Source organism: Streptomyces sp. NBC_01384 (assembly GCF_045040035.1).
Classification (GTDB): domain Bacteria; phylum Actinomycetota; class Actinomycetes; order Streptomycetales; family Streptomycetaceae; genus Streptomyces.
On record NZ_CP109559.1, the window covers coordinates 4,822,268 to 4,840,367 of the forward strand.

Sequence of the window (18,100 nt, forward strand, 5' to 3'; positions counted from 1 at the left end):
CAACCGCGTCGGCCGCCTACCAGCCCCGCGGCGGACTCGAGACCGTCGTCGTAGCCGTCACCGCTTCCTCCACACCCACCCGTGCCCGGCGCCGCGCAACCGCCGTCCACACCGCGAGCGCCAGCACCAGGACGGTCCCGGTGCCGATGCCGCCCACGGCCACCAGCTTCATGGTGGTGCCGTCGCCGCTCCCGCCATCGCCGGTATTGCCGGTTCCCACCGTTGCGCCGGACGTCTCCTCGGAGTCTGCGGCCGCGGCGTCGAACACGTCCCGGGGTTCGGCCCGCCCCGCGTACGCCGGGCCGGCCTGCGCGGCGCCGGCCACCCGTACACGCAGCGTCAGCCCGAACGGCCCGTCGCCGAACCTGTCGGCGACCTGCGTCGCGAGATGCACCACCAGGTAGTACGAACCCGCGAACCGCATGGCGCCGATCCGGTCGCTCGGGGCGTAGCGGTTGTCGTACGCGACGGGCGGCAGCGGGTTCAGCGCGGCCGTCCGCTGGCTGCCGTCGTATCCAAAGTTCACGTCGTCGACGAATCCGCGTACGGGGTTGTAGAGGGACATGACCAGGGCCGTGCCCACGAATCCGTCGCCGCCACTCGAACTGCCGAGTTCCGCGGTGGCGTAGAACTGCTGTCCCCAGCCGACCGGCACCTTGTAGAAAAGCGTCTGCCCAGGGCTGATCCCGTCCTTCCAGACCCCCTGTCCGAGGGTGCCGGCCGTGGTGAACCCCGTGCCGCCCGTGCGGGGCCGCGCGTCTCCCTGGAGGGCGTCGGGCGAGGCGGAGTTCCAGATCTCGGGAGCACTCGTCGACCCCGCCTTCTTCAGCCGGGGTTCCGACACATAGCTCAGTTCGAGGTCCCAATCATCGGGGGAGGCGGCGGAGGACGGGGAGGCCGAGGAGGACGGGGAGGACGAGGAGGCGGACGCCGCGCTGCGCTCGACGACCACGTAGTACGTCCCGGCCGCCTGGCAGGCGTACTTGTTGGGGCCGATCTCGCGGGACGCCCAGGCGGCGATGGGGTGCGGGCTCTGGGAGGCGCCGAAGTAAGCGGTCGCGGTGGAGGAGCAGCGGCTGCTGTTGCCGTCCTGGACGGAGACCTTGACGCCGTCCGCGTAGGAGACCGTGGTGCCCGGCCTGGGGACGGCGGTGGCGGAGACGTACGCATTGGACGTGGCGTCGAGTTCGAGGCGGTAGTAGAGCTTGCCGTCCCGGCCGAGGGAGCTCCGGTAGGTCCGGCCGGGCGCCAGCCGTACGGCGTTCGTGGTGTCCGTGGTGCCTTCGACGGTCGTGGCGTCCTTGGCGAAGGCGTACGGCTTCGGCGTACTCGTACCGGTGCCCGTTGTACCCGTAGTACCCGTACTGGTCTTGGCTGCCGTACTGGTCTCCGGTGCCGTGAATGCCGCGGCGGTCGCGACCGGCAACCCCGGCAGTACCACCGCCGCGCACAGGAGCGTTGCCACGGCCGCCAGCGTCCGGCCGTGCCACAACGCCGCGCGCCACCCCACCGTGCGCCGCCCCATCACGCGCCACCCCTCGTCGTAGCCCCGGACCGTGGCCCATCCTGCCCCGCCCGTCACGGGGCCACCCGTGCTATCCGTACTAGCGGCCGAAAGCGCCCGTCCAGAGGGCCAACGGATTCACTATCGCAATCATTTCATTTGCCGCAGTGAATCCGGGACGGTCTCCGGGAACGCAAAACCCCGACCGCGAGGACGGCCGGGGTCTGCTCTGAGACTGGTGTCGATACTCACGAACCCGTGGGCACGGAGTCAGTCGCCTCCGTCCACAGATCCTGCTCGGCGCGATCCGCCTGGATCTGGCGGTACACGAGGAGCCCGCCGATGGCGGCCAGTGCGACCAGGAGAAGCTTCTTCACCGCGCGACCTCGTCTTTCCTTGACGTAGGGGACCTCTGGCGCCCGACTATACACACCGACCGATATCGATCGGTGACCTGCATCGACCGCCAACTCCCGTCCGGCGGAGAGCAGTAGGGCCGGACGCGACGGCTCCGGTCACCGTCGTGTCGCAGGGTGATCACACTTCGCACACAGTGACTTTCCTCGCCCTCTCGTACTTTTCAGGGACTTTCCAGACCTCTTGCACCCATCCGGGTGGTGTTCATCTGAACATCGACGCGCCATGGGCGTCGGTCCACCACTTCGCGGCCCACATACACATCATGAGGAAAGTACGCAAATCGCCTGACCCGAAAGTGAGGGGCCATGACCCAGAACAAGGTCATGAAGCTGTGGACCGCCATCGTCACCGCCTTCATGGCACTGTGCACGGCGCTCGGATTCATCACGACCACCGCGGCCGCGGCCGTACCGCAGGCCGGGGCGACGCGCAATAGCGCGGCCCCCATGACCGTGCCGACCGTTTCTCCCGGGTCTCCCTGGACCGGTCCCCACAGCCGGGCCCTGCCCCCCACGATGAAGCAACGCATCCGCGCCGAGGCCCACGGCTCCTCACCGAGCTGCCGCCACCGCCCGCCGACCGATGCCACTGACGCCGCCGATGCCATCGCGGCCGAGCTCGCGGCCCTCTACGCCTCCGAGGCCCCCAGCGAGCCCGACGCACCCCTCCGGCGCTGAACCACGCGGCACCACCCAACCCCCGCCCCCATTCCCCCTCCTGTTCCCCCCTCCTGTTCCCCCCTCCTGACGTAGCGGCGAACTTGCGTACACCGCCACCCCCGGATTCGAAGACCCGGCACCTCGAAAAGAGCTGCCGGGGCTTCGCCATGTCACCGCACGAGATCTACGGCTTCTCGTCCCGAGCCAGAATCAGACTGATCGAGCCTTCCACCAGGCCGATGCCGCCCTCAAGGTGCTCGTGATACCCGTCCCGGAGTTCAGGATCAGCGAGACCAAGGAGCCGCTCGGCAAGAGCCCGTAGCCCGCTCGCGTTGGCCGCGATGGTGACTTCGTCCGCCGAGCCGTACACATTGATCCGAGGTTCATCCATGGCGCCAAGCTATAGCGCCTCTGATTGGCTCAGTGATCCCAAGTGGTGCTGGGTGCAAGCCCATCGCCTTCGCGCCCTGGTACTGACGGCAGGAGCCATCAGCCCGCGCGGCCTGGGTGACGATTCGGTCGGGCCAATACGCCGTGATGGTGCCCTTGTCCGTCTCCGCCGTGCGACGGAGCCCTCCCCCACTCATCAACACCTCTTTAGGAGTCGTACGCTGAGGCTGAAGTTGTTGGCTTGCCGGCTTGTCAGCTTGCTGACACGTCAGGCTCCATAACGGATCGGTGAGCACCAGTGCCAAAGGCGTACGAGCAGATCGCGGATGACCTCCGCCGATCCATCCGTGAAGGCGAGCGAAAGCCTGGTGACCGTCTGCCGTCGGAGACGAAGCTCGCGGAGCACTACCGGCGCAGCGTGCCGACCGTTCGGGACGCGCTCCGGCTACTGCGCGAGGAAGGGCTCATCGAGAAGGAGCACGGCCGCGGCAACTTCGTCCGCCGGTCCCGCACGATGGCGCGGCGCACCAACCTCCGGCATCAGTGGGAGAAGGGCCGGGCGCGTGAGCCGGTGGAGGAGCGGGCGCAGACGGGGGCCACTGAGCACGACACCGGCCTTGAGCTGGATGACCTCGTCTTCTACGCGTCATACCGCGACGTCACGGCGGACAAGGACATCGCGGATGTCATGGGCGTCCCCAAGGGGACGGCCCTGCTCGAGCGCACCTATCGGACGAGGTACGCCGCCGAGAGCGCGCCATTCAGCCTGGTGACCTCCTATCTCGTCCGCGAAATGATCGCGGCGAACCCCGATCTCCTGGACGAGACCAACGAGCCGTGGCCAGGAGGCTCCCAGAACCAGCTGTACACCGTCGGCATCGAGCTCGACCGCGTCGAAGAACGCGTCACCGCCCGCCCACCGACACCGGAAGAGGCGGACGAACTGGGGCTGCCGCGCGGAACGGCGGTGCTCGTGCTCCGGAAGATCTCCTACGACGTCAGTGACCGCGTCGTAGATCTCTCCGACATCGTCCTGCCCGGTGATCGCACCGAGCTGCTCTTCACCACTCCACTGGAAAGGTGGTGAGTGCTGCCGTGAGCCGGCGCATCATCATCGTCACTGCCGTCCACGGACCCTCGGCGCACTTCTTGCCGGAGGCCTACAAGTCGCTGTGCGAACAGAAGCTTCCGGACGGCTGGGAGTGGCACTGGGTGATCCAGGAGGACGGGAGGACGGACGCCGTCGCCCCGCACGTGCCTGACGACGAGCGCGTGACCTTCCGGCAGGGGCGGCCCGGCGGCCCGGGTGTTGCCCGGACCATCGCTCTCGCTCACGCCGACGGCGAGTACATCAAGGTGCTGGACGCCGACGACCAGCTTGCCCCGGGCTCACTCGCGCGCGACCTGGCCGCACTCGAAGATGACCGCACCATCGGGTGGGCTACATCACGGGTCCTGGACTTCCTGCCTGACGGCTCAACCGCCGGCTTCCCGGGCGACCCCGACAACGGCCCGATCGAGCGCGGAGCCGTGCTCGACCACTGGAAGGCGAATGCTTTCCGCGCCCAGGTCCACCCGGCAACGCTCTTCGTCCGGCGGGATCTCCTGCTCGCCCTCGGCGGCTGGATGGCGCTTCCGGCCTCGGAGGACACCGGCCTTCTGCTCGCGCTGAACTCCGTGAGCCGAGGGTGGTTCTCCCAGGAGGTCGGGCTCCTCTACCGGAAGTGGGAGGGGCAGATGACGGGCCAGGCTTCGCATGTCGACCCTGCCGAACGCGACGCGCGCATGGCTGTGGTGGAGGCCAGATCACGGGCACTCGCGTACTTCCAGTGGCGCTACCCGATCACGGATTGACCGGCACTTCGTAGACGATCTCGCAGAGGGCGGCAGGCACGACGATGTCGGCCGTTTCGACCGGTCGGGCATTGTCGCTGTAGTAGGTCCGCTGAATGCGGGTGACGAGCGCCCCGCGCTCGGCTGCGGCACATGCGACCACAAACTCCGGGTCCCGTGTCCCGGGTGCGCGGACGGCGACCTCGACCCCATCCGCTGGTGACCATCTCATGATCGAGGCCACGGTCTGCAAGACGAGCCTCCACAGCCCGGCTCCTCGCACGTTGGGAGCCGGGCCTCGTCGTGTCAGGGGAGGATCTCGGCGTCGACCCTGGAGAAGATCAGGTCACTCTCGCCGACAACCGGTCCGTGCCAACGCACCGGGGCCACCGGCGCGCCTTGGACGGCGGCTGGGTAGGTCCCCGATGCGTAGTCATTGGCAAGCCGATAGACGTGGTAGCCGTGATCCCTCATCGTCTTGAGCAACTCATCGGCGGAGTCGCCCAGTTGGGCCATGCGCTCCGGGGTGACCTCCACCGTGATCTCCGCGTCCGGCCGCAGCTTGTCGAGCATGGGGGCCAGGCCTCGGATGACTCCGCCCTCCGCCCCTTCGACATCGATCTTGATGACCCGAGCGTTGGCGATCTCCTCCGGGTCCAGGAGTTCAGGCAGCGGACACGCTTCCATCTCGAAGACGGACTCGGCCGGCCCGTCGTACGGGACGATGCTGTTCGCCCCCATGTTGTTGGAGCTGGCGAGCACGAAGGTCAGCGTCTTCCGGCTGTCGGAGACGGCAGCGTTCACCGCGCGGATGTTGTCGCACCCGTTGAGCTGCCGGTGCTGCAGCACCCTGCGGTGGAACACGGGAGACGCCTCGATGGACACCACACGGCCCGTGCTCCCGACGAGCCGGGACCCGAGAACGCTGACGTAGCCGATGTTGGAACCGACGTCGACGAGAACGTCACCAGGCCTCAGCCGATTCTGAAGCCATCGCGTCATGTGCGGCTCCCACACCCCGAACATGTAGATGTACCGCTGAATGAGGTCCTGGGTGTCGACCGCGAAGCGGGCACCGAACCGAGCTTGGACGACGCGCCTTCGAGGATGATCCCGCAGGTGAGCGTTGAGGTACCTCTCCGCCAGGAGGGCCTTGCCGAACGTGCCGGGAGCATCGCGGACGTACCCCCGGCCAAGCGCGATCAGGGCCTCTGAAATGGGGTTGGTCATCCGCTTGCCTCTCCGCCGGGTCCGAACGAACCGTAGCGCGCCCCCTGCGGGCTCCTTCGTCTGGACGCTGCGCTACTCGGCAATGGTGATGGCTTGGGATGGGCACTTCTCGGCCGCTTCACGGATGAGTGGGTCGTCGTCGGTATCCTCGCGGCCCGGCAGGACGGCCCCATATCCGGGGTCTACGAAGGTGAAGACGGACGGGACCCGGTGAACGCATTCACCGGAGCCGTAGCAGAGGTCACGGTCGATGGAGACCTTCATATGCGCTCCAGTCACAAGAGAGCTCTCCCCGGGAGCGGGACGGCGAGCCGGCCCGGAACCCAGGGACCTTCATGACTTGAGTGCCCGCCGAGCCATTCCCCGAATCGGCCGTATCCGCCGGCGTCCTCTACGCCGAATCCCCCTGGTCAAAGGACAGCTCCAGCATCCGGATGGCGTTTCCTCGCAGCAGCTTGTACGTCACGTCATCGGGGAGACCGGCCACGTGCTCCGCCGCCACCCGCTTCGTGTCCGGCCACGTCGAGTCGACGTGCGGGTAGTCGGTCTCGAAGGTCGCGTTGTTCACGCCCACGGTCTCGATGGCCTCGATGCCGTGCCTGTCGCGGAAGAAGCAGCAGAAGATCTGTCGGTAGTAGTACGTCGAGGGCGGCTCCGGGATCAGATCCCTGACCCCGCCCCAGGCCCGGTGTTCCCGCCAGACGTCGTCCGCGCGCTCCAGGGCGTACGGAATCCAGCCCATCTGCCCCTCGCTGTACGCGAGCTTCAGCCTCGGGAACTTCACCAGGACCCCGGAGAAGAGGAAGTCCATCATCGACGCCATCGCGTTGTTGAAGCTCAGGGAGGCCTGAACGGCGGGCGGCGCGTCCGGGGACGCCGCCGGCATCTGTGACGACGATCCGATGTGCATGTTGACCACGGTCCCGGTCTCCTCGCACGCCGCGAAGAACGGGTCCCAGTAGCCGGAATGGATCGACGGCAACCCCAGGTACGTCGGGATCTCGCTGAAGGTCACCGCTCGTACGCCGCGGGCCGCGTTGCGCCGGATCTCCGTGACCGCCAGGTCGACGTCCCACAGGGGGATGAGGCACAGCGGAATCAGTCGCCCTCCGCTGTCCCCGCACCACTCCTCAACCATCCAGTCGTTGTAGGCACGGACGCACGCGAGCGCGACCTCCTTGTCCTTGGCCTCCGCGAAGGTCTGACCGCAGAACCGAGGGAACGTCGGGAAGCAGAGTGAGGCCTCCACGTGATTGAGGTCCATGTCCTCCAGGCGGGCTTTCGGGTCCCAGCAGCCACGGCGCATCTGCTCACGCGTGATGCCGTCGAGGGTCATCTCATCCCGGGAGAAACCGACAGCGGCGATGATCCGCTTGTACGGGAAGACCTCGCCTTCATACCTCCACCAATCGGTGACCTGGCCGTTCGGGTCCGTGGTGAACCGGTACTTCCCGCCGATGTACTGGAGATCACCGATTCCGGCGGTGAAGGGCTTCGGCCCCTGGTCCCGGTACTTGCTCGGGAGCCATGTCTCGAAGAGGTGTGCGGGCTCGATCACGTGATCGTCCACGCTGATGACCTTGGGCAGATCCCTGGTGCCGCTCTCGGTGCTGACCACGACTTACCCCCTGCTGCCCGTCGATTCCCTGACCCTGATCTGACGCTCCATCAGATTCAGGCTAGGGGGCTACCCGTGCAACAGCAAGAGCGAGCAGCACTCCGCCCTCTTGCACTCCGGAACGATGTCGGCTGAACTGACGATCCATCAGATCCGCGCCAGAAGGGGACCAGGGGATGCAGACGGTGTGGCTCAGTGGTGCCGAATGGTTCGCGGTCCTCCGCATAGGCCTTGGCCTGTGGTGGTTGGAGAGTTGGCGCCACAAGGACAAGAAGGACTGGTTCACGGGAGGTGGCATCGCGTGGGCCGGAGGAATCGCAGCCAAGCACCGATGGCCCCTCGTACGGCTCGGCTTCGACCACCTGGTCAGACCGCGGCCTCGGCTTATGGCGTACGTGGTCGCCTACGCGGAACTGGCCCTCGGCCTGGGTCTCATCGTCGGCTTCCTCACGCCGATCGCCCTCGTCGGCGGGCTCGTGCTCAATCTGATCTACCTGGTGCTGATGATCCACGACTGGGCCGAGCAGGGGCAGAATCTCATGATGGCCCTGGTCTCCGCCGTAGCGCTTTTCGGCATGAGTTGGCAGGTGTGGTCCCTCGATGACGCGTTGGGGTTCGCCCAGTAGGGCGAGCTACAGCACCTCAGCTGTCGCTGATCAATTTCGCCTTTACCACTCTCCGATCCGGCACCCTCCGCGCAAGAAGTGCTGGACGGTCGCCGAGCAGCACCGGCCCCCGCCGGCGCGAGCGAGCACCTCTGTTGGCCGCTCCGAGTGCGTCAGTTGCCCAGGATCCGACGCAAACAGGATCATGGCGAGATGACAGACCGCCTCTCTTCCGCACCGCCAACCGTGGTGCGACTCACGGAGTACACGAAGACCGAGCAGATCGAAATCCTCGGCGACAGTGCCGATCCCTTCGGTGTCGCAGACGCCGGATTGACGTGGCTGCCCAAGGAAGATCATTTCGGCATCAGGCAGCAGGGCCGCCTCGTCGCACACGCCGGTCTGCTGCGGCTACCCATATCGATCGGCGGGGTCGGCACACAGGTGGTGGGCGTCGGCGGGGTGGCTGTCGCTCCCGGCTTGCGGGGGCACGGACTGGCGCGGTTGGTCGTATCGGCAGCCCTCGACCACGCACGGACGATGGGGCCGCAGCACGGGCTCCTCTTCTGCCGATCGCCCCTCGTCCCGCTCTACCAGCGACTCGGCTGGCGAACGCTTGAGCAGGACGTCCACGTCGAACAACCCGAGGGATCCGTGATCATGCCGCTGCGGACCATGTGGACGCCACTGCGCGATGCTCATTGGCCTACTGGAGAGGTCCGGCTGCTCTCGCTCCCCATGTGATCGATGGCTCCGGTGAGTGCCGCCCCGGTCCGACGGCCCTCACCGGTATCAATGACGGAGCACAGGATCGGCCAACCGAGCGCCCACCGGCAGCCGAAGCACCCCATCACAGCCAGCAAGATCACGATCAATAGCTGGGGTACTGGTGCCCAAAGGCGGACGGTTCTCTGCCCAGAGCGCTGAAACAGGGGGGTGTCACAGCGGTCACAGCGTCACGGTGATCACCGTGATCTCGACGAACATGCTGTGACCAGCCGTGACACCCCCCTGTTTCAGGAATCCCCCACGCCCCAATGGGGGACTACTGGGCCGCAGCTACCGCCGCACGTGCCCGAGTGCGGAAGGCCTCCAGCTTGTCGACGGGCTCTTTCAGCTGCCGGCTGCGGGGGCGGATGCTGACGTCGTGCCCCTCGGCCGCCTTACGCAGCGCGCCAACCGTGGCCTGTTCGCGCGGGATGTGTGCAAAGGGGTCGAAGGAGTACCAGCGCATCGCGTTCGCGTGCGTCATTTTCGCAATGTCCGAGTCCGGGACGGAGTGGCTTTCCAGCACTCCGTGGAGTTGCTCCGGTGCGTCCGGCCACATGGAGTCGCTGTGCGGGTAGTCGCCCTCCCAGGCGATGTTGTCGATGCCGATGTCGTGCCGGAGCCTCACCCCCAGCGAATCGCTGATGAAGCAGGTGAGGAAGTGCTCCCGGAAGACCTCCGAGGGCAGCTTTCCGCCGAAGTCCTGCAGGGTCCAAGTCCGGTGCATCTCGAAGGTCCGGTCCACCCGCTCCAGGAAGTACGGGATCCAGCCCGTACCGCCCTCGGACAGAGCGATCTTCAAGTTGGGGAAGTCCTTGACCGGGCGGGACCACAGCAGGTCGGCCGCGGCCGAGACGAGGTTCACCGGTTGGAGCGTGATCATGACGTCGGGCGGTGAGTCGACGGCCGGAATGGCGAGGCGGCCGGAGGAGCCGATGTGTACCGACATGACGGTGTCCGTGTCGGACAGCGCCCGCCACAGCGGGTTCCAGTAGTCGCTGTGGAAGCTGGGGTAGCCGAGGGCGGCAGGGTTCTCGGTGAACGTCAGCGAGTGACAGCCCTTGGCAGCGACTCGCCGGACCTCCGCCGCGCACAGTTCAGCGTCCCAGATGGCGGGGAGCGCCATCGGGATGAACCGCCCGGGGTAAGCGGCACACCACTCGTCGATGTGCCAGTCGTTGTAGGCCCGGACCAGGGCAAGCGAGAAGTCCGAGTCCTCGGTGGCGAACATCCTGGCCGAGAAGCCCGGGAAGGACGGGAAGTTCATCTGAGCGAGGACCCCGCCCGCGTTCATGTCCTTGATCCGTTCGTGCACGTCGTAGCAGCCGGGCCTGATCTCGTCCATGCCCTGCGGATCCAGGCCGTATTCCTCCTTGGGCCGCCCGGCCACAGCGTTGAGCGCGGCATTTCCGACGGTGTTGTCGCGGAACTGCCACACGTCGCTGCCGTCCTCCCGGTGGACGAGCCGCGGTGCGCCGTCCTGGTAGCGCTTCGGCAGGTGGTTCACGAAGATGTCCGGCGGCTCGATGATGTGGTCGTCCACGCTGATCAGGATCATGTCGTCCCGCTGCATGTCGGTCCCTTCCGTCTGACGCGGGCAGCACCCTGGCCGCCTTGAGGGTCGTCGGAACGCCGTCACAGCCCGGGATCCTTGAGCTCAACGCCCCAACGAGGCACCCGCACCAGCTCAGCGAGTGCCGTCCCGCGCCAAGCCGAATTAACGCTCTCGCTAAGTGGAAACTACATTCTCCACATGGGCGAATCAAGCATCCGCTCCGAACGATCTCCGTACTCCACCGATGCAGCGGCTACGCCTGAACCTCACGGCCACGGGACGCCCGGCGGGAGGAACTGAAACATGGGGTCACACCTGTCACAGCGGCACGCCCCGGTCCGTTCAGAGCCGGGAACCCCCAGCCGTGCCCCCTGTTTCAGCCATCCCCTCACCCCGGACGACCGGCACTCATAAGATCGTCCAGTCAGCTTCGGGCGGCTACCGCTTCCTGGTGAAGCTGCCGGTGTCGACCTCGGTGAGGACGTCGAGCTTGACGAGGCGTTTCAGCTTGGCGCGGGTGCCTTCGATGTTCTTCGGCAGCAGTTCGTGGTCAAGGGCTTCGCAGACGTCACGGGCTCGTAGAGGGCCGGCGGCCTTGTTGAAGACAGCGAGGATGCGGGGATGGTCCGGGTGCTCGGGCAGCGGGTGGACGGAGAGCCGTTCGGTGAGGGCGGTGACGGTCTTCAGGGCGATCACCAGGTGTTCTATCTGGGTCTCGGCCTCCCGCAGCCGGTTCTGCAGTTCCGTGATCTGGGCGCGGAAGTCGTCGGCCAGGGCGCGGGCGGCTTCCTCCTGGATGTCGAGCGCGTCGGGCAGGGGCTGGATGTTCATGACGTGACCGCCTGCGGGTCGCGCCAGGTGGAGGTGTTCGTGCCGGTGAGCCGGCGGGTCATGGTGTGGGTCATCGCCCCGTAGACGCGGGAGGCGGAAGAGGCCGGGCGGTGTCCGTAGTCGCGGACCAGGCGCCGGTGCAGTGTCACGAAGGGCCTGATCGAGTTCGGGACGAAGGGGTCGTGTGTCCGAATTCCGCCACCCCCATGGCGTCGCTGCCCGCTTCAGCCAACCGCATACCGGACTGCGCCCCCTCCACACTCCGCACCGTTCGGTACCGGTCCCTCCCCTCGTGGGGACCGGTACCGAACGGTGCGGGCGGCGTCGATCCGCGCCGTGTCGGCACGGATCGAGGAAGGGGCCGCATCCGTGGTCGACGCGACAACAGTCCAGATGGAACCGGCTGCACGGATCTCTCAAGCGCACGCACCGAGACCGTCGCCACCATCTCGTAACTCCAGTGGAAGATGTCCGAATAGATGCAGCGTCACGAGTTGCCTCTCCGAACGCTGAGCTGGTGGCCTGTCCGGGCGTCGCGCGGTGGATTCGCTACTGCGTCGTGATCCTGCCAGCTGTGGCTCCCGCCGAGGAGATTCCGCCACCGGACCTAGGACTTAACTGCAGGTCAGCCATATAGGGTGAGTTTTCCGGTCCGGACGTCCAGGTGCGGGGGAAGTAAGGGGTGGAGGCCTTGAGTTCCGACTCAGGGGCACGCACAGCCTTCGCGGAACGTCTCGCGCTGCTGTACAAGGAGGCAGGCAACCCTCCCCTCACGCGCGTGGCCGAGGCGGTCGTCCGGCTTCAGCGGGTCGACGAACGAGGGCGGCCTGTGCGGGTGTCCGCTCAGCGGATCAGCGACTGGCGACGGGCCAAGAACGTGCCTGCCCAGTTCACCGCCCTCGCAGCCGTGCTGCAGATCCTGATCCCCGAAGCACGGCGCTCGCGGCCCGCCCCGGTGTCCACAGGCCTGTACGACTTGGCCCAGTGGCAGCGCCTGTGGGAGCGCGCGGTGGCCGACCCGGTCGGCGACCACGCCGCAGCATCCGCAGACGCGGTGGAGCGACCCCCGGCCGAAGCCCCGGCCGACCCGGGCGTGTGCCCATACCGGGGGCTGGCTTCGTACCGTCATGAGGATGCCCGGTGGTTCTTCGGCCGAGCGCGGAGCACGGATGCCCTCATTTCCCAGCTCCAGGCAGCGGAGAAGACGGGTGGCCTGGTCATGCTCGTGGGCGCCTCCGGGGCGGGAAAATCATCCCTTCTGAATGCCGGCCTGGTGCCCGCACTGCAGAACGGCGCACTGGGGGACGAGAACAGCCAGGCGGGTGGGATTCTGCAGCTCGTGCCGGGAGGCGATCCTCTCGCGGAGCTGACCCGCCGGATACCTGAGCTCGCACACGTCGTCTCCAGCGCGGAGGAAACGGCGACGAAGGAGCCCAGTACTCCGGAATTCGCGCCCGCAGTGAGGAAGGCTGTCACGGCATGGGCGCAACGCGAGACGTCCTCCGCCGCCCGTCCGGTCCTCATCGTGGATCAGTTCGAGGAGGCCTTCACCCTCTGCTCCGAGGAAGCGAGCAGACGCGCCTTCATCCAGCTCCTCCACGCCGCGTGCTCGCCCACCGACCCCGGTGACCCAGCCCCCGTGCTTGTAGTCCTCGGCATACGCGCCGACTTCTACGAGCAGTGCCTCGGCTATCCCGAACTGGCCGACGCGCTGCAACACCGGCACATGGTGCTCGGGCCTCTGACCACCACGGAACTGCGCGAAGCGGTGACCGGCCCCGCCAAGGCCGTGGGTCTGGAACTCGAAGCGGGACTCGCTGAGACGATCGTCCGGGAAGTGAGCGCCGACGGCCCCCGCGGGGCACACGACGCGGGAGCGCTGCCGCTCCTCTCCCACGCCCTGCTCGCCACCTGGCAGCGACGGAAGGCGGGAAAACTCACCCTGGCCGGCTACCGCGCGGCGGGCGGAATCCAGGGAGCGGTAGCGACGACCGCCGAGCGAGCCTGGTCCGGCCTCGACCCGGCAGCGCGCACGGCCGCGAGGCTGCTTCTCCTCAGGCTGGTCCGGCTGGGCGAAGACACGCAGGCAACTCGTAGGCGTGGGACACGGCGCCAACTGGCGGAGGAGTCAACGGACCCCGACAAGACGGAGGAATCGCTCGAAGCGTTGGTTCGCGCCCGATTGGTGACACTCGACGCGGAGACCGTGGAGATCACCCATGAAGCGCTGCTCCACGCCTGGCCACGCCTACGCGACTGGATAGACGAGGACAAGAACGACAACCTGCTGCGCCAGCGGCTGGAGGACGACGGCCGAGCCTGGGAGGGCTCGAACCGCGACACGTCACTGCTCTACCGAGGTTCCCGTCTGGAGCAGGCCCACAGCTGGGCGAAATCCGCCGGTGACACCTTCCTGACCCGGAGCGCGGTGGAATTCCTGGCCGCTTCGGTCAGGCTGCGCAAGCGCACCGTCTGGATCAGCCGTGGCGCGGTGTCGGCTCTGGTCGTCCTGGCGATACTGGCTGCCGGTTCGGCGGTGATCGCGCGGCAGCAGCGGGACGATGCGGTGTTCGAGCAGGTGCTCGCCGAAGCCGATCGCGTCCAGCACACGGATCCGTCGTTGTCCGCTCAACTCGACCTGGTGGCACACCGCTTGCGGCCACACGACGAGGGCACGAGCAATCGCTTGATCTCGATCGTGAACGCGCCGCTCGCCACGCCGCTGCTCGGCCACACGGGCGCCGTCTACCTCACCTCGTTCAGCCCGAACGGGCGGATCCTGGCCACCGCCAGCTACGACCGGACCGTTCGACTGTGGAACGTGGCAGACCCGACTCGACCCAAACCCCTGGGCAAGCCCCTCACCGGCCACACGAGTTGGGTGAGCAGCGCGGTCTTCAGTCCGGACGGCCACACCCTCGCCAGCGCCGGAGACGACGGCACGATCCGGCTGTGGAACGTGCAGGATCCCAGCCACCCGCAGCCCATCGGGACCCCCTTGACCGGCCACGGCGGCACGATCTACCTGCTCGCCTTCAGCCCGGACGGCCGCACTCTGGCCTCCGCCAGCGAAGATCACACCGTTCACCTGTGGGACGTGGGCGACCCGGGCCGGACGAAGGCCCTCGGCGCGGTGACCGGCCACACCGCCGCCGTACGCTCCGTGGCGTTCAGCCCCGACGGACAGACGCTGGCAGCCGGCAGCGACGACGGCACGATCAGGCTGTGGGACATGGCCGAACCCCGTCATCCGGTGCCGATCGATGCGGTGCTGACCGGCCACACGGACACGGTGCACTCCGTGGCCTTCAGCCCCGATGGCCGCACTCTCGCCAGCGGCAGCTCGGACGACACCATCCGGCTCTGGAACGTGGCCGTTCCACGTCACGCGACATCGCTCGGCGCGCCGCTCACCGGCCACACCGGTCCCGTATGGTCAGTGGCTTTCAGCCCCGACGGAAACATGCTCGCCGCCGCCAGCGCGGACAGCACGGCGAGCCTGTGGAACGTCAGTGATCCGGCATATCCGTCGCAGGTCGGCGAGCCGCTCGCAGGGAGCGGCGGCGAGATGTACGCCTTGGGTTTCAGCCCCGACGGCCGGACCCTCGCCACCGGGAGTGGCGACAACATGGTCCGCCTGTGGTCGATACCGACGTCGGACATGATCGGCCGCATCGGAGCGTTCCGCCCGGACGGGCGGGTGCTCGCCACAGCCGCGCGCGACGGAAGGGTTCGGTTGTGGAACGTGGAGACTCCCAACCGGCCCGTGTCGCTGAGCGAACCGTTCACGCCCGGGAAGGGTGAGGTGCATGCACCGGCTTTCTCCCCCGACGGCCACATACTCGCGGTGCTGACCGGAAACCGCGCAGTGCAGCTGTGGAACGTCACCGACCCGACTCGGCCTGTCGCCTACGGCCCACCCGTCGCGCTGCGGACACGGTTCGCGGCTGCGCTGGCCTTCAGCCCGGACGGGCGCATGCTGGCAACGGCTTATGAGGACCGCACCATCCGGTTGTGGAACGTCAGCGACCCGTCCCGCCTTCTTCCACTCGGCGCGCCGCTCACCGGCCACAAGGGCTACGTCAACTCCCTCGTCTTCAGCCCGGACGGCCGCACTCTCGCCAGCGGCAGCGCGGACGACACCATCCGACTGTGGAATGTGACCGACCCACGTCATGCTGCCCAACTCGGCGCGCCTCTCATGGGACACCTCGGACCCATCAACGCGCTCGCCTACAGTCCGGACGGCCATACGTTGGCCAGCGGCAGCGACGACAACACGGTCCGGCTCTGGAACATCACCGACTCCCGCAAGGCAACCCGGCTGGGCAAGCCCCTCACCGGCCACACGGAAGCGGTCGTGTCGCTGACGTTCAGTCAGGACGGCAGCACGCTGGCGAGCGGCGGCAACGACAACACGGTCCGACTCTGGAACGTCACCGTCCCATCCGATGCCGCGCCCATCGGTCAATCGATGAGCCCGAACGCCAAGACAGGCAATTTCTTGTCGTTCAGCCCCAAAAGCCACATGCTCGGAGTCTCGAGCGGCCCGGATACCGTCCGGCTGTGGAATCTGGGCGCCGACGAGGCCATTCGTCGCATTTGCTCGACCACTCGGGGCGTTCTGACGCCGGAGAAATGGCACGAGTACCTGCCCCGCCTCTCGTACGAGCCTCCTTGCGGTGGGTAACGATGTCGAGTCCCAACCAGCGGCACACCGCGAGGCCGTTGCATTACCCGGATCGCAACTTCTCATTACGGCCGGGCAGTTGGCTCCCTCTGCGCAAGCAGCCTTGTTACCCTTGGCCATAGCCCGATCGCTGGTGCATCCCCCGTCTCCAGCGATCGGGCGTTTCTGCGTCCTGCGGAAGTATGAGCAACGTGGACAGAGGTGGGCGGGAACGCTCATCACGCACCCCGCCGCGACAAGATCTCGGCGCCCGGTGGTCGCCACTGCCCGGCGTCTCATGGGTATGTCCTCCGGCGGCACCCGAGAGGGCCAGGTCGGGGGAGAACTCCGACATCCCCCGCACCGGCGGAAGACCCCGACCCGGCAAACCATTCCGGTCACAGCACTGGCGACGTACGCTCCCCGGGTCGCTCCGGCTGTCAGGGCAGTCAGCCCAATCCAGCCGTAGTACGTGATGGCCACGCGGGTCGGGACGTGATGCGTTTCGCGGATCGCTTCCGAAACGAGGTTGACCGCGACCATGCCGATTCCGAGCGCCCAGGCTTCTACGTGGAGGAGCGCCCCAAGGCTGGTCCCGCTGATCTGCCGCATAGCCGCGCGTACGCGGAGAGGCACCGGCCACCAGGCGTATCCGAGGCGGTCCAAGGCCGCCCGCAGCTCCGCTATGTGCCTGTCGGACGCAGCCCGTACACGTCGCCGCCATCGCCATCGCCACCGCCATCGCCGGATGGAGTCCGTCATGGTCAGAGCGGTGAGGATGCCACGGCAGATCGCGGGACGCGGTGGCATTGCCCGGAAGCCGTCACATCGCCTGACACGGCGCTGTGGATCCCTGCCGCGAGCTCAGAGCGGGGGAGAGCCCGGGAGAAATCTGGGAGACGATCAAGTGGGGCCGTTCCGACGTTGCCCACGCCAGACCAACGCAGACCAACGCCCTCACCGGAGGCAGAACAAAGAACGGGCGCTTCCCACCAGGGGAAACGCCCGCTCTTCTGGATCTTCTAGTGTGGGGCTAACAGGATTTGAACCTGTGGCCTCATCCTTATCAGGGATGCGCTCTAACCAACTGAGCTATAGCCCCGCCGCGCTTTGCGGTGTGTGTCCCGCGCGCTGACCTCTGAAGATTAGCGCACGACGCGGCCAGTCCCAAAATCGGTAACCGGGGCCTCCCGGCCGGGGCCGACGAACTGCTGTTACTCGTCCTCGGCGAGGGTCAGCTCGATGCCGCCGACGAAGCCCGCGGAGAGGTTGTAGATGAACGAGCCGAGCGTCGCGAGCGCCGTGGCGAGCACGACGTCGATGACCGCGATGATCGACGTGAACATCAGGACGTGCGGCAGGGAGAGGAACGACTGCAGGTCGAAGCCGTTCGACTCGTTCGAACCCGTCGCCTCGGAGATGGTGCCGCCGACCGTCGAGAAGACGCCCATCGCGTCCAGGACCATCCACAGCACCGCCGCCGCCACGACCGTGCAGATGCCGAGCGCGATGGAGAGCAGGAAGCTGACCTTCATCACCGACCACGGGTCGGTCTTGGCCACCCGCAGCCGCGCCTTGCGGGTGCGGGGCGTGGTGCGCGCTCCGGTCCGCGGCCGGCGCACGGCGCCCGCCGGGGTCTGAGCCGGGTACGCCTGCGGCGGGTGGTACGGCTGCGCGGGCTGCTGCGGCTGCCGCTCCCCCGGCAGCGCGGAGCCGGCCGCCGGAGCGGGCCCGGCAGAGGCCGCCGAAGCGGCCGAACCGGCCGCAGGGGCCCCTGGTGGGGGCGCCGACGCGCCGGGCGTGGCCTTGGTCGTGGCAGGACCGGCTGCCGCCGGTACGCCGCCCGGAGCCGCCGGGCCCGCTCCGGCCGCGTACTGCTGGGTCTGCGGGCCTCGGGTGTCCGTCACAGTTCCCCCCTGGGATCCATGAGAGTCATGGGAGTCAGTCGCCTCCGTGGCGGAGCCACGGCCGCCGTCCGTATCCGTACCGGTCGATCCGGCGCCCGTGGCTCCGCTCAC

The 18,100-nt window shown here is 67.6% G+C and carries 15 protein-coding genes, 1 tRNA gene and 2 pseudogenes; 6 read left to right on the forward strand and 12 right to left on the reverse strand.

Annotated elements, in window-relative coordinates; translation table 11 throughout:
* Positions 1-16 precede the first annotated feature (16 nt).
* The gene (locus tag OG747_RS22120; RefSeq protein ID WP_405885625.1) at positions 17-1,525 is read right to left on the reverse strand and encodes a hypothetical protein; all 1,509 of its coding nucleotides are present in this window, start codon (positions 1,523-1,525) and stop codon (positions 17-19) included.
* A gap of 227 nt (positions 1,526-1,752) precedes the next feature.
* Entirely contained in the window at positions 1,753-1,881 is a 129-nt protein-coding gene (locus OG747_RS22125) for a DLW-39 family protein (RefSeq protein WP_003999697.1), read from the reverse strand.
* Positions 1,882-2,229: 348 nt separating this feature from the next.
* Here OG747_RS22125 and OG747_RS22130 point away from each other — a divergent pair, with 348 nt between their 5' ends.
* On the forward strand, positions 2,230-2,601 hold the full coding sequence (locus tag OG747_RS22130; protein WP_405881080.1) for a DUF6344 domain-containing protein: 372 nt from the start codon (positions 2,230-2,232) through the stop codon (positions 2,599-2,601).
* A gap of 166 nt (positions 2,602-2,767) precedes the next feature.
* Here OG747_RS22130 and OG747_RS22135 read toward each other — a convergent pair whose 3' ends face one another.
* Positions 2,768-2,974, reverse strand: coding sequence for a hypothetical protein (locus tag OG747_RS22135; RefSeq protein WP_405881081.1), 207 nt, complete (start codon positions 2,972-2,974; stop codon positions 2,768-2,770).
* A gap of 297 nt (positions 2,975-3,271) precedes the next feature.
* On the opposite strand from OG747_RS22135, the gene OG747_RS22140 reads away from it, so the two are divergent.
* Together OG747_RS22140 and OG747_RS22145 are read left to right on the forward strand one after the other, a co-directional pair.
* Positions 3,272-4,060, forward strand: a complete 789-nt coding sequence (locus OG747_RS22140; RefSeq protein WP_405881082.1) for a GntR family transcriptional regulator — start codon at positions 3,272-3,274, stop codon at positions 4,058-4,060.
* A gap of 8 nt (positions 4,061-4,068) precedes the next feature.
* Positions 4,069-4,827 (forward strand): glycosyltransferase family 2 protein, encoded by a 759-nt coding sequence (locus OG747_RS22145; RefSeq protein ID WP_405881083.1) that lies wholly within the window; start codon positions 4,069-4,071, stop codon positions 4,825-4,827.
* Here the strand turns inward: OG747_RS22145 and OG747_RS22150 are convergent.
* The 4 genes and pseudogenes from OG747_RS22150 to OG747_RS22165 form a co-directional block, all read right to left on the reverse strand.
* A pseudogene (locus tag OG747_RS22150) lies at positions 4,817-4,948 on the reverse strand (GntR family transcriptional regulator); the annotation flags it as partial. The gene OG747_RS22145 and the pseudogene OG747_RS22150 sit on opposite strands and share 11 nt — an antisense overlap.
* A gap of 164 nt (positions 4,949-5,112) precedes the next feature.
* Positions 5,113-6,036 carry an FkbM family methyltransferase gene (locus OG747_RS22155; protein ID WP_405881084.1) on the reverse strand — a complete coding sequence of 308 codons (924 nt, stop codon included), beginning with the start codon at positions 6,034-6,036 and terminating at the stop codon, positions 5,113-5,115.
* Between the two features lie 72 nt (positions 6,037-6,108).
* Positions 6,109-6,300 (reverse strand): ferredoxin, encoded by a 192-nt coding sequence (locus OG747_RS22160; protein ID WP_405881085.1) that lies wholly within the window; start codon positions 6,298-6,300, stop codon positions 6,109-6,111.
* 127 nt (positions 6,301-6,427) lie between these two features.
* Positions 6,428-7,654 (reverse strand): amidohydrolase family protein, encoded by a 1,227-nt coding sequence (locus tag OG747_RS22165; RefSeq protein ID WP_405881086.1) that lies wholly within the window; start codon positions 7,652-7,654, stop codon positions 6,428-6,430.
* A gap of 176 nt (positions 7,655-7,830) precedes the next feature.
* Between OG747_RS22165 and OG747_RS22170 the strand changes: the two genes are divergently transcribed.
* The gene (locus tag OG747_RS22170) at positions 7,831-8,280 is read left to right on the forward strand and encodes a DoxX family membrane protein (RefSeq protein WP_405881088.1); all 450 of its coding nucleotides are present in this window, start codon (positions 7,831-7,833) and stop codon (positions 8,278-8,280) included.
* A 192-nt stretch (positions 8,281-8,472) separates the two neighbouring features.
* Positions 8,473-9,003, forward strand: coding sequence for a GNAT family N-acetyltransferase (locus OG747_RS22175; protein WP_405881089.1), 531 nt, complete (start codon positions 8,473-8,475; stop codon positions 9,001-9,003).
* A gap of 301 nt (positions 9,004-9,304) precedes the next feature.
* On the opposite strand, the gene OG747_RS22180 is transcribed toward OG747_RS22175, so the two are convergent.
* The 3 genes and pseudogenes from OG747_RS22180 to OG747_RS22190 form a co-directional block, all read right to left on the reverse strand.
* Positions 9,305-10,600 carry an amidohydrolase family protein gene (locus tag OG747_RS22180; protein WP_405881090.1) on the reverse strand — a complete coding sequence of 432 codons (1,296 nt, stop codon included), beginning with the start codon at positions 10,598-10,600 and terminating at the stop codon, positions 9,305-9,307.
* 420 nt (positions 10,601-11,020) lie between these two features.
* Positions 11,021-11,413 carry a hypothetical protein gene (locus OG747_RS22185; RefSeq protein WP_405881091.1) on the reverse strand — a complete coding sequence of 131 codons (393 nt, stop codon included), beginning with the start codon at positions 11,411-11,413 and terminating at the stop codon, positions 11,021-11,023.
* A pseudogene (locus OG747_RS22190) lies at positions 11,410-11,556 on the reverse strand (IS5/IS1182 family transposase); the annotation flags it as partial. The gene OG747_RS22185 and the pseudogene OG747_RS22190, both read right to left, overlap by 4 nt.
* A 539-nt stretch (positions 11,557-12,095) precedes the next feature.
* On the opposite strand from OG747_RS22190, the gene OG747_RS22195 reads away from it, so the two are divergent.
* A complete protein-coding gene (locus tag OG747_RS22195) occupies positions 12,096-16,103 on the forward strand; it encodes a hypothetical protein (protein WP_405881092.1) in 4,008 nt (1,335 codons plus the stop codon).
* 1,007 nt (positions 16,104-17,110) lie between these two features.
* Here OG747_RS22195 and OG747_RS22200 read toward each other — a convergent pair.
* Both OG747_RS22200 and OG747_RS22205 read right to left on the reverse strand, forming a co-directional pair.
* Positions 17,111-17,184: transfer RNA gene (locus tag OG747_RS22200), tRNA-Ile, on the reverse strand.
* 112 nt (positions 17,185-17,296) lie between these two features.
* Positions 17,297-18,100 (reverse strand): DUF3566 domain-containing protein, encoded by an 804-nt coding sequence (locus OG747_RS22205; RefSeq protein WP_405881093.1) that lies wholly within the window; start codon positions 18,098-18,100, stop codon positions 17,297-17,299.